Annotated in this window: 12 protein-coding genes and 1 pseudogene; 1 reads left to right on the top strand and 12 read right to left on the bottom strand. The window is 35.7% G+C overall.

Annotated features, from left to right (window positions below; genetic code table 11):
• Window positions 1-389, top strand: a pseudogene (locus ACO6FI_RS07650) (transposase); the annotation flags it as partial.
• Window positions 390-586: 197 nt separating this feature from the next.
• Here the strand turns inward: ACO6FI_RS07650 and ACO6FI_RS07645 are convergent.
• From ACO6FI_RS07645 to ACO6FI_RS07590, 12 genes are all read right to left on the bottom strand, one after another.
• Window positions 587-1,228, bottom strand: coding sequence for a hypothetical protein (locus tag ACO6FI_RS07645; protein ID WP_485456827.1), 642 nt, complete (start codon window positions 1,226-1,228; stop codon window positions 587-589).
• Between the two features lie 112 nt (window positions 1,229-1,340).
• The gene (locus tag ACO6FI_RS07640; protein WP_485456826.1) at window positions 1,341-1,652 is read right to left on the bottom strand and encodes a hypothetical protein; all 312 of its coding nucleotides are present in this window, start codon (window positions 1,650-1,652) and stop codon (window positions 1,341-1,343) included.
• A gap of 54 nt (window positions 1,653-1,706) precedes the next feature.
• Entirely contained in the window at window positions 1,707-3,005 is a 1,299-nt protein-coding gene (locus ACO6FI_RS07635; protein WP_485456825.1) for a hypothetical protein, read from the bottom strand.
• Window positions 3,006-3,024: 19 nt separating this feature from the next.
• Window positions 3,025-4,413, bottom strand: coding sequence for a 23S rRNA (uracil(1939)-C(5))-methyltransferase RlmD (gene rlmD / locus ACO6FI_RS07630; RefSeq protein WP_485456824.1), 1,389 nt, complete (start codon window positions 4,411-4,413; stop codon window positions 3,025-3,027).
• A gap of 88 nt (window positions 4,414-4,501) precedes the next feature.
• A complete protein-coding gene (locus tag ACO6FI_RS07625) occupies window positions 4,502-5,449 on the bottom strand; it encodes a 3'-5' exoribonuclease YhaM family protein (protein ID WP_485456823.1) in 948 nt (315 codons plus the stop codon).
• Between the two features lie 11 nt (window positions 5,450-5,460).
• Complete coding sequence (locus ACO6FI_RS07620; RefSeq protein ID WP_485456822.1) at window positions 5,461-6,720, bottom strand: S1C family serine protease; 1,260 nt, start codon at window positions 6,718-6,720, stop codon at window positions 5,461-5,463.
• Between the two features lie 127 nt (window positions 6,721-6,847).
• Window positions 6,848-7,951 (bottom strand): AI-2E family transporter, encoded by a 1,104-nt coding sequence (locus tag ACO6FI_RS07615; protein ID WP_485456821.1) that lies wholly within the window; start codon window positions 7,949-7,951, stop codon window positions 6,848-6,850.
• A 4-nt stretch (window positions 7,952-7,955) separates the two neighbouring features.
• Window positions 7,956-8,957, bottom strand: coding sequence for a hypothetical protein (locus ACO6FI_RS07610; protein ID WP_485456820.1), 1,002 nt, complete (start codon window positions 8,955-8,957; stop codon window positions 7,956-7,958).
• Window positions 8,958-8,963: 6 nt separating this feature from the next.
• Window positions 8,964-9,509, bottom strand: coding sequence for an ATP-binding cassette domain-containing protein (locus ACO6FI_RS07605; RefSeq protein WP_485456819.1), 546 nt, complete (start codon window positions 9,507-9,509; stop codon window positions 8,964-8,966).
• Window positions 9,509-10,261 carry an ABC transporter permease gene (locus ACO6FI_RS07600; RefSeq protein WP_485456818.1) on the bottom strand — a complete coding sequence of 251 codons (753 nt, stop codon included), beginning with the start codon at window positions 10,259-10,261 and terminating at the stop codon, window positions 9,509-9,511. The genes ACO6FI_RS07605 and ACO6FI_RS07600 overlap by 1 nt, the downstream gene beginning before the upstream one ends.
• Before the next feature lies 1 nt (window position 10,262).
• Entirely contained in the window at window positions 10,263-11,276 is a 1,014-nt protein-coding gene (locus ACO6FI_RS07595; protein WP_485456829.1) for an ABC transporter substrate-binding protein, read from the bottom strand.
• Between the two features lie 179 nt (window positions 11,277-11,455).
• Window positions 11,456-11,974 (bottom strand): hypothetical protein, encoded by a 519-nt coding sequence (locus ACO6FI_RS07590; protein ID WP_485456817.1) that lies wholly within the window; start codon window positions 11,972-11,974, stop codon window positions 11,456-11,458.
• Between the last annotated feature and the right edge of the window lie 93 nt (window positions 11,975-12,067).

Raw genomic sequence — 12,067 nt, 5'->3', positions numbered from 1 at the left:
CATTCATTGTTACAAACATGGAGTCATCCCCTGAATATCTTATCAAGTTCTATTGCAAAAGAGGCTTGATGGAAAACTTAGTAAAGTAAAGTAAAACAGGTTTTGACTTTACTTCTGTCAGCAGTCATACAAGAATTGTAAATGCGAACAGACTTCAACTACATGCACTTGCTTATAACATATTTAATCGGTTTAGGCGATTGGCATTATCTGCAAATATGAGAAAACAACGTATTGATACTGTTCGTCTAAAACCGCTTAAGATTGCTGCAAAAGTAATTCGTTCAGCAAGGTATATAACATTCAAGCTGTGTAGCAGTTGCCCATATAAGGATGAGTTCTATGAGACCCTATCCAATATCAGCAAGCTATGTATACAGCTTGAATAACAACTAATAATGAACCTTGACAGCTTGATAACTACTTGTAAACCCTACCTAGTGGGAGTTCGCCCATTTTTAGGTGTATTAAGTCAGTTATAGCGTCATGGGTTAAGTTTAAAGATTTATAGCATAGTTTTTAATTTAAATTATTGTGTCGTGAATAATTCAGGTTTAAAAATATACTGGCGTATTTATATCATTCTTTAAAGATGATAAAATCTAGTTATCTCCTGATAATTCTCTGATTTTGTCAAAAATATCAGTACAGTATCCACTATAGTTTTTTCATTTCTAAATATTGTATGTAGATAATCTTCGCTTGGATTAACTACTACATCACTATCGACTTTCACTTCAAACATTGCTTTTAAATAACTATCACCACTTATATCAGACTTTTGTACAAGAGGTCCTGCCATATACTCTCCATTTTCTCCAATTACTTCACGAACTGAATCTTCCTGAATTCTTGGTAAACTCATTGATATACTTAGGTCATATTCTCCACTTAAAGCTTCTCCTTTATCAGAGAATCCCTCACTGCCGGTCTTTACATCTTTAACAGTTACTTTTGCTTGTCCTGTAAAAGATTCTTCCGTATTATAATCCTCTTTACTAAGTATAAGCATCAGCACTATTTTATCATGAAGATTTGTATCTATATCAAATATAATGCTATTACCTTCTTTATGCCCTTTTACGTTTATAAAGACATCCAATTCTTTCTTGCTGTTTCCGTCTGATGTATCCGTTATTTCTTCTATTTTTTCAACAGTATCATTATTTTCTTTCTTTGAATTTTTTCCACCTAAAACTCCTATAAAGATAAATGCTATAATAACCAAAAGCCATCACTTTTTATAAAAAGGTTTCCTAGCCTTATCCAATTTGGTATCTTTTTTCATTACTCAAATCCTCCTTGCATTCTACTATTTCCCATTCAAAGAATAAACTCAATCATAAAGTTATTCTTTTACTAACATCCCCTTTGGGAACCTCCTCTGTTGTTATAACTTCAAAACGATTTTCAAGTGTTTTTCTATGCGCGGCATTTGGTCTATTGTTTGAATTATTTGCACAGCATATTATTGCTAAATCCCCTTTTTTTACACTATTACTACTCTGATTTACAAGTTCCCCATAATTCGTATGCTTCGATCCATGATGTGGAACTATTAAATATTCGATTTGACTATCTGCAATTTTGGGATCATTATTATTTTTTCGAGCCTTATTAAAAGATGCATAATTTACATCACCCATCATCAAAACAACTTTTTCTCCTAAATTTGTATACTTAGTATACTCAATAACAATTCCTTCTCAATTAATAGCTGTATCACAACTATCCTTTTCTCCCATATATAATTTATATGTCGCTAATCTGTTATTTTTATCATCTATAATATCAATTTGATTTCCTATTAATCTGCCCTTTGATCTGCTTACAAGAAATAATCTATTTTTTAAATCAAGGTATTTAGCTAATCTTTTTACCCCAACACGTGCATCATAACAGTCGGGAGCAAACCAATCTTTGTCAAAATAGTCTTTTTTAGCTGAATAAATACCTACAAAATGGTCTGTGTGCCAGTGAGATAGTATAAAAAAGGATGGTGTGTTTTTTATTATTTCTTTCATTGTTGAAATATAATTATAACTTTTTCCTGATAGCAATTCGTCACTTTTGTGTTTACAATTAAAACCTATATCATAGAAAAAACCTCCATTAACATTATTTACAAAAATACAGTTACTATTACCTGTTTTATATACATCAATAAATTTGATCATTTTATTTCCAATGTCATTTTCAATCATTTGAATAAATTTATCATCATCTATATAGCATGAACTACTGATATCATATGTATCCAAAATATCTTTTATTAGCTCGTCATGAGACCAAGGAGTATCATAGTTCTCAATTATAGTTACATCTGCCCTTATTTTTTCTATATTACTTGCACTTTGAAGAATATACCCACTAATATTAATATTATCCGGAATATAAGTATTCAATTTACATTCCATCCAAATATACGGATTTTCACTTCCTTTGGTATTTAGTCCAATCTTCTCATCTTTAATTAATTTTTTTTGCAACTTTTTTATTTCTTCGTATTTATTTCGATTGATTTCTGCAACAAAACCGAACAAATAAGGCCGATAATGTTTGATAGCAGCATTTTTATAGTCTTCATCTTCTGTGTCCCTCATCGCGCTAAACATCAAGCCATCATAAGAAAGCATCTCAAGAGTCAATAATGAGCAATATAAAGTAACTACTTCTTCACTATTATTTAAGCTATCTCCATCATTTTCTTTAAATGGACTATATTTGCTTAAATCTTGCATTCGAATAAACATTCTGGATTTGCCTCGAAATGCATTATTAAACATTTCATGGCAAATCTCATGATTTGTAAAATTTGGAGTTTTAATTAATCTATCAAGATAATGTTTACCTCTTTCTTCTAAAAATAGAAAGAATTCTTTATTGCTTTTAAAGCGTCCAAAAATCTTATAATAAAAAAAATTATTATTATAAATTTCTCCTAATCTGTTAATAACAAAATCTGCAACAAGTATTTTAAACCTATCTCTGCCACTGTACTTCATAAAATTCATAAACTCCTATTTATAATTCCCTCTCCATCACCACTACACTCTCCGTATGATAACTCCGTGCAAACTGATCCACCACCGTAAGTTTCTTTAGCTCATATTCCTTCTCGCACAGCAGTTTTAAATCCCTTGCAAGTGTGGAGGAATCGCAGCTTACATATACTATTCTCTTTGGCAGGAGCTTTAGCATTGTGTCTATTGCGAGCTTATCAAGTCCCTTTCTTGGCGGGTCTACCACTATTACATCTATATCTCTTATATTACCGTTTTCGTATTCGCCTGTGATGACTTCTTCGGCCTTACCTACGAAGAACTTCACATTTTCTATATTGTTAAGCTTTGCATTCTCTCTTGCATTTTGTATGGCGGCGTCTACTATTTCCACGCCGTAGACAAACTTTGCGGACTTTGCGAGGAAGAGTGAAATCGTTCCTATGCCGCAGTACATATCCCAGACTGTTTCTTCACCGGTCAGTGCGGCATACTCTAAGGCCTTAGAGTATAGCTTCTTTGTCTGCACGGGATTTACCTGATAGAATGACTGTGGCGATATTCTAAACTTTACATCTCCTATATAATCCTCTATATAGTCGTTTCCATAAAGAGTAACTGTTTTTTCTCCCAAGATGACATTGGTATTCTTTTTGTTTATATTGATGGAGACGGATTTTAAATCACTTCCAAGTGCGCTACATAAACTCTCTACAAGCTTATCACTATATGGCAAATTATTTCCATTTATAACTATGCACACCATCAGCTCGCCTGTGGCAAAGCCCTTTCTGATAAGCATATGTCTTATTATGCCGCTTGTATCTTCCTCATTGTAGGCATCCACACTATACTTCTCCATAAAATCAAGCACAGTCTTCAGTACGGTCTTATTTTCTTTGATACCGATTATACAGTCGTCAAATTCTACAATGCTGTGGGTTCTGCCTGCAAAATATCCTGTGATGTTTTTGCCGTTCTTTCTTCCGAACGGGAATTGGGATTTGTTTCTGTACCTTATCGGATCTTCCATACCGATGATTTCTTCTATCTCTACATTTGACAGGTCAAATCCGCCTATTCTTTTCAGGTGATTTTCCACTTTGTTTTGCTTTAGTCTAAGTTCCGCCCTATAATCAAGGCTTTGTAATGTACATCCGCCGCAACTTCTTGCCACCGGACATATGTCCTCTATTCTGTCGGGGCTCTCCTTAATAATGCTGTCAAGTCTTGCATATCCGTAGCTTTTCTTTGTTTTCATCACCTTTGCTGTAACTTTATCTCCGATAACAGTATCTTTTATAAACCATGTGAAGGCATCGGTTTTTCCGATGCCTTCGCCATTTTCTCCAAAGTCTGTTATATCGACTGTTATCATTTCACCTTTTTTGTAATTTTTGTCAGTTTTCATATATCTCCGTTATAATGTCTTCTACAATTAATCCTTGTATCTGTTCAGACTATTGAACAAATATATTAAAATGTAGAATACACCTATATTACACACTTGTCTTTCTGTAATTACTTTCAAGCAATTTATTATAGCCAAGCCATCCTGTAGCTCCGTCCTGTCCCTGTGCCAACAGCTCAATAAATGTCTCCATCTTTGCATCCGCATTATCTGCTAAGTTTAGTGCCAAAGCTTCTATAAGCGCAGGCTTTTTAGGTGAGCCGTATTCAAGCTCTCCGTGATGAGCCAGTATACAATGTATCAGCTCATTTGAAAGCTTCTTCGGAAATCCCGGAATCTTGTCGATATGTGCTTTTAATATCTCAACACCTATTACGATATGTCCCACAAGCTGACCTTCGTCAGTATAATCGTTTGCCGGGAATGCCGACAGTTCTCTGGTCTTTCCTATATCATGACAGAGTGCCGATGTTATAAGCAAATCACGATTCAATGATTCATAGTTATTGCAAAAATATTCACAAAGTTTCGCCACTCCAAGAGTGTGCTCCAGTAATCCGCCAAGGAATCCGTGATGTACGGTCTTTGCTGCAGACGATGCCTTAAAGGTAGTCTGAAATTCAAAATCATCTATAAAGATTGCTGTCAAAAGCTTATTTAGGAACGGATTTTTTACCGACTTTATCTTATCTTTCAGTTCACCAAACATCTTGTCGATATCTTTTTTAGATACCGGTACATAGTCAGACGGTGTATACTCCTTCTCATCCGCTTCTCTTATTCTTGCCACCTTAAGTTGCAATACATTGTTAAAAGATGTAACGTCACCGTCCACTACAACAAATGTCATAGCGTCCACATCAGAGATACCCGGAGAATATAAATCCCATATCTTTGCGTCAATGCTTCCTGTCTTATCATGCAGGCTAAGACTGGCATACTCTTTGCCGGTCTTTGACATTGCAATTGTCTTTGTCTTGCACAGATAAACCTCTGAAACATGCATTCCTTCTTTTAAGCTTTCAATAAATTTCATCTTCTACCCTTCTAGCTCCTGGCACCAATTGTTGTCTCAAAATTCAGTTCTGTAAAACCATCTTTACCGGAACGGCTCACTTTGATATTTACCACTTGGTTTGGCTTCAGCTTTTCCATTATATTTTTAAACCCTATAATAGAGTTCACTTCCTCGTCACCAATCATGGATATTATATCACCTGATTGTATACCTATGTTGTAGGCCGGAGAATCTGCCCTTACTTCTGTTACATAGACTCCGTTCGGCATCCCCTCGGGTGCCTTATCCTTGTCTATATCAAGTGCACGGACTCCCAGATATGCGGAGCCCACACCGTTTGTCATATTTTCAATAAGCATCTTCAAATCCGATATACCATATGCCATTGATATAGGGCTGTCGCCGTCCAAATTTGAAATCACACCTACCAACTCACCTGATGTATCTATCAAAAACGTACCTCTGTTGTCTAAATGCTTGTCACAGTATATTACCCTGCCATATCCGTCAAAAAAGCTTGCATTTTTTTCAATAGCGGTCACATTGCCGATATCAAGACTTCTTGACACTCCCACCGGACTGCCTATAGCCAATATAAATGCACCTTTCTTCAGCTGATATGAATTTCCTAGTACAATAGGTTCTATACTCTTGACCTTCTCTCCCATAGAAGAGATATCCACGGAAAGTATCATAAGATTGGTCAGGCTGTCAGTTCCAAGTACACTTGCTTCTTTCACGCTGCCGTCAAAAAATCCTACTCTAATACCGCCCTCTATGGACATATTTGTAGTCAATACAATAAGATTATCACCGGACTTTGCTACTGCAATTCCTGAGCAACTGCTTTCATTTTGCAATGTGTTGTCAAACCAATCTGTATTTGTGGTGATTGCACTTATCTTCACTATTGTATTATCTTTATTTTCCGCAACCTTGCTTAGACCGGCATACATCTGTTCCAAGTTCTTTTCACTCAAGTCTATACTTTCTATAGCCGATGCCACTATATCTTCTACAGGCTCCGAAGACTCCGCCTCCTCACTTCCCTCAAGGCTTGTCTCCTCCTTTGGAATCTCTATAGTGGTTTTTGTCTTTTTGCTTAGTATGTTTTTGTTTATAATATGTGATGTCAACGCCGTAGTCGGGCCTGCAACCATTCCAAAAACAACAGCAAGGCAAGCTGCCGAGACAATCCTCTTACGCTGATCTTTTTTCTCTTCTATAATAGTCTGCTTTATAAAAGGATTTTTCTCATCAGACTCATGGTCTTTTTTTGTATTTGGCATAAAAACCCTCTGCTTTCAGGATATATATTACATAATATCTCGCTCTCCCTAAGTAAGATTATAAAGGTTTACAGCCGATTTATCAAGCAAATGTAACACCGATTTAACATAAAATACATACTCTTAATTAAAGCCTCTTAAGAGTTTCTCTTTTTAAAATAAAGTAAAGGCTTGCAGCCACAGGAACCGCAACAAATACTCCGAATATTCCGAAAAGACTGCCTCCAAGTGCTACCGCAACTATTACCCACATGCCCGGAAGTCCTACAGAGCTTCCCACCACTCTCGGGTATATGATATTGTTTTCAAACTGCTGTACCAGTGTATGTACTATGATAAATATAATCATACTTGAAAAGGACTTTGTAATTATCATAAGTGCTCCGATAAAGAGTCCGGCATAAGCTCCTATCACAGGTATCAGTGCCGTCACCCCTACCAATATCGAAATAGATGAAGCATATGGAAGTCTTGCTATAATCATCACAATATAGAGTAGTACACCAAGTATTATCGCCTCTTTTACCTGACTGATAAAATAATTTCTGAAACTTGTATTAAAAATCCTCAATACATCAATTACCGAATCTCTCTTTGACGGTAAAAAGGCTCTTAAAAGTTTATCACCCTGCAACGCAATTCTTTCCTTGTCCACAAGTATATATATTGCAAACACCACCGCCATAAAGACAGATATTATAGTATTGAAAAATCCCGATATTCCGCTTATCACTCCCATAAGGATATTTCCTACACTTGACATTACACTGTGTATAAGCTTTGTGACATAGCCTGAAATATCTATATTGTTGATATCAACATTCATTATATCGGCAATCTTGTCCACTATATTATTTTTACTAATACTTTCGATTATCTTTTTTATATCACTTGGATTTGTATACATTATTGAAAACATTATCTTTACAAGCTGCGGAATAATAAGACCAAGAAGCAGTACTATCACCAACACAAATGTAAATATTGACAATACTATTGATACAATTCTTATGATTTTTTTATTATGAAATTTTTTCAACAGTAAATCTTCATATGAATCCATAAGAATATTTATAATATATGCCATCATTGCGCCTGCCACAAAAGGCATTAATGTATTTGTCACCCTTAATATATAACTCTCTACAGTCCCGAAGTACCTGACTGTTGTGTATACTATGATCGTTGCAACTACAATATATACAATATATTTTTTCTTTATATTATTCAAAATATTACCCTTCCGTCATTTTACAAAGTGCTACCTTATCTACCTCATCGCTGATAAATGCATGTTCGTCAAAAATATCCAGTACTCTGAATTTAGAGTATCCTCTTGGCAATGTGATATCCAAAAGCTCCGAATCTGAGAGTCTCAGTAATTTTTGTTTACCCTTCCATTCGTCTGTTTTAAAAATAGGGGATAAAATCAGATATTTCTTATCTGCACTGAATTTTCCTCTCACTCCGCGCTTCCCTTGCAGTTTATCCAGTCTTTCCGCTCCCCATATTTTCTTTTTATAAACTCCGTCTTTTGTTATTTCCACATACCAATAATACTTGTAAGTGCTAAGTCCTGCCGGGTTTACAATATCAGCTTCTAAAAACGCATATATAGCATCATCCTTTATCATCATACTTCCGATTTGCGGATAGTTATATTTAAAATCCATCTTATGATAAAGCCCGTCCGCCTCAAACAATGAATTAAAAAATTTTTTCATTGTATTTTCTGTCGTAAATACAGGCTGTAATATGTCTTCAAATTTTATAGTATTTTCATCTTTATAATATTTAAAAAATGTAAAGCTGTTTGCAGCCATCACCTCCATACTTACACGACAAATAACAGGATAAATACCGTTCTCTCCCAAAGTTGAAATCTCCGTTATATTTTCAGCCATACAAGATTTCTCTATATTTATGTGAGTAAATAATCCGCTGTTCTCTTCAATTTTTAGAACCTTATCTTTACTGATTAAAATTATACCGTTATCCGTATTAAGCAGCAGTTTAGCATTTCTATCCTCAGTATTTATTGGAATAAACCTATATTCATTATTCTTTAACCACAAAACGCCCTTATTTTTCTCACTGTCAATACAGTAAATAACAAATTCATCCTTTGCTCTTGCAAAATAATTCTTTGCATATATAGGTGCATACTTATATGAAACCTCAAAAAGAGTTATACCTTCTATATGAAGCTCCGATAACTTTTCCAACTTTATTTTCATAGATACTTAAATCTCCACTATTCTGTCAGCAAAATCTTTTGCTTCATTTATATCATGTGTAACAAAGATTGCACTTTTTCCATCAGTATACTCTTTTATAACAGTCATAGCCACAGCTTTTGTCTTTTCATCAAGCCCCTTTATCGCCTCATCAAATATATAAAGCCCTGCATCTCTTACAAGACACCTGGCAAGTGCAACTCTTCTTTTTTGGCCTCCACTCATGGTATTTACCGTTTTTGTACCGTCTATTCCAAGTTTTTTTAATATTTCATTTGAGCGTTCTTTATCGGCACTCATAAGGCATACATTTGAAATCGCACTGAAATCTTCGCTGAGTCTGTTCTCCTGAAAAACTGCAGAAATCTCATTTGGAATTTCCATCTCACCGCTGTCCGGAAGTTCAAAACCCATTATAATATTCAATACAGTGGTCTTTCCCTTCCCCGACTTTCCCATAATTGCGATATGCTCACCTTCATCCACATTTAGACTAAAGTCCTTTAAGACCTCCACATCTTTAAAGTTCTTACATATATTTTTCAGTCTCATCAATAAACCCTCTTTATCATATAGAAAAACCTCTTTATCATAAGCACTGCCAGTCTTTCAAATATCGCGCTGCATATGATGACTGTCAATGTTATCGCAAATACCTTTGAAGTATCCAAATACATCTTCGCATCAAACAGAAAAAATCCGAGAGTATCTTTGGGTCTGCCTATTACCTCCGCCGCAATACCCGACTTGAATGCAATACCTATGGATGCCACACTTGCCGACAAAAGAAACGATTCAAGTGCAGGCAGATAAATATATATAAGTTTGGCATTATTACTCATCTCAAATACTTTTGCCATCTGAAGCATTTTCAAATCTACAGACTTTAATCCTTCCAATGTATTGGCATAAAATATAGGCATCACCATAAAAAAGCATACAAATAAAGAGAGTCCACCGCCGCCAAGCCATATAAGCATGATGATTACAAATGACGCCACAGGTATGGATCTAATCACCATAACATAGGGTGAAATGTAGACTTCAAACAGTTTAAATCTGTATGAAAGCCCTGCAAGAAATATACCTGCTCCGGCACCTGATAAAAATCCCAAAAGTATTTTGCATACACTTTTCCACATCCCCGTCCAAAAAACACCGCTAAGTCCAAGTTCAAGCAGTGACTTCAATACCTCTATAGGTGAGGACAATAAAAATGACCTGTTAAGAATCATTGCCGCTATTTGCCAAAACAGCAGTGCAAAAAGCACTGCTGTAATCTTGTGTAACTTATTTTTATTCATATTATTTTCCGGTGTAGTAGAACTCTTCTCCCGGCAATGCGCCGCCTACAGACTTCGGGTCCGCATCAAAGAGTGTCTTTAAATATTCTTCGGCATCTTTTTTCATCTCATCACCTGTGATAGAAACCAAGTTGCAATAAGGTATTGCCTTGGCTGCAACAGATGCTTTGATAATACCGTTTTCTTCTACAAGCTTGGACGCTTCTTCCACATTCTCATTTATCCATTTCACAGAATCTGTGTAGTTTGATAAAAATTCGTCTACAAGTGCCTTGTTTGACTCCAATAAGTCACTTCTTACAAATATTCCCGATGTGATAAGCTTTCCGCCTGTTCCTATAGCATCCCACTCCTTTGTAAGGTCTATTACCGTCTTAAGCTCAGGCATCTTTGTCTGTGCCACAGTAACAAAAGGCTGCGGAAGCATCACTACGGCATTGTCTGTATTCTCAACTGCCGCCAATACCTCGTCCGCAGATGATTTCCAATCCATAGTTACATCCTTATTTATATCCATACCGTGTGCAGACAGTATATAGCTAAGTGAATATTCAGGTGTCGCACCTTGACCATGTGCCGTTATTGTTTTACCCTTAAGGTCCTCTATACTCTTTATATTCTGATCGCCCTTTTCAAGGATATAGAGTATACCGAGTGTGCTTGCATTAAGCATTACCACCTTACCGTCAGATTTATTGAAAAGTACCGAACCCATATTTACAGGTAATGCGGCAATGTCCACCTCACCGTTTAAAAGCTTAGGCGCCATAACATCAGGTGCATCTTCCATATCAAAGGATACGCTGTATGAAAGGCTGCCTTTCTTCGCATCGTCTAAGAGCTTGACCATTCCCATACTTGTAGGTCCCTTAAGTCCTCCAAGTTTTATAGTACCGAGGCTCTCCTCGTTTTCAGAACTTTGAACTACCGTTGTCTGATCGCTGCCACTTGCACTGCTGCTCTCTTTTACATTTGCTTTTCCACAGGCTGAAAGTGCCAATACGGCACATGCCATTATCGCCAATAATCTTTTTTTCACAAAAAACCTCCAAAATGTTTATTCCGAGCAAATAAATCCTCTTAATTATAAAGTTTCTCTATAAGACACTCATTGTATCTTATGCTAAAAAGGAGCAAAACCTCTTCAGTTTTACTCCTTTTATTTTAAAGAATTTTCATAAAAATATCAATATTTTAGTTGTTATCTTCCTTGATATTATCTACAGCATCATGAACCGCATCTTTTGCATCTTCAACATGATCTTTTACTTCATCTACAACATTATAGGCTGCATCCTTTACATCTTCTGCAAAGTCCTCTGCATGATCCTTAACATCACTTGCAGCATCCTTTAAGTCATCAACCTTGTCATTAACTTCTTCTTTAAGGTTAGTTGCTCTTTCTGCTGCGGCATCTTTTACTTTTTCTATCTCTTCTTTAAAGCCGTCTATATTTAACAGATGTGACTTTATATTATCACAAAATTCCTTAACCTCTTCAGGAACTTCCTCACCTCTTGCAAATCTTTCAAAAAGTGCATTGCTTAATTTCTTCTTTTCTTTCTCAATCTCCGCATTCTCTGCTGAAATCTTTGTATTGAGCTTGCTGATCTCCAAAGCGTCGTTTGTCTTATCACCTACCTGCTTTGCAAAATCACCTGCAGACTTACCGATATTCTTTGCAACATCACCTAATTGATCAAAAAATCCCATTTTGACACCTCCTCAATATATGTAATCCTTCATTGAACTATTAACCGCAATCAAATCTGATTTAGTCAATTATATCAAATACAAATATTTTTA

The sequence above is a fragment of the Lachnoanaerobaculum sp. genome, assembly GCF_057250505.1.
Note: the sequence above shows the minus strand (reverse complement) of the source record. Positions and strands in the feature narration are given on the sequence as shown.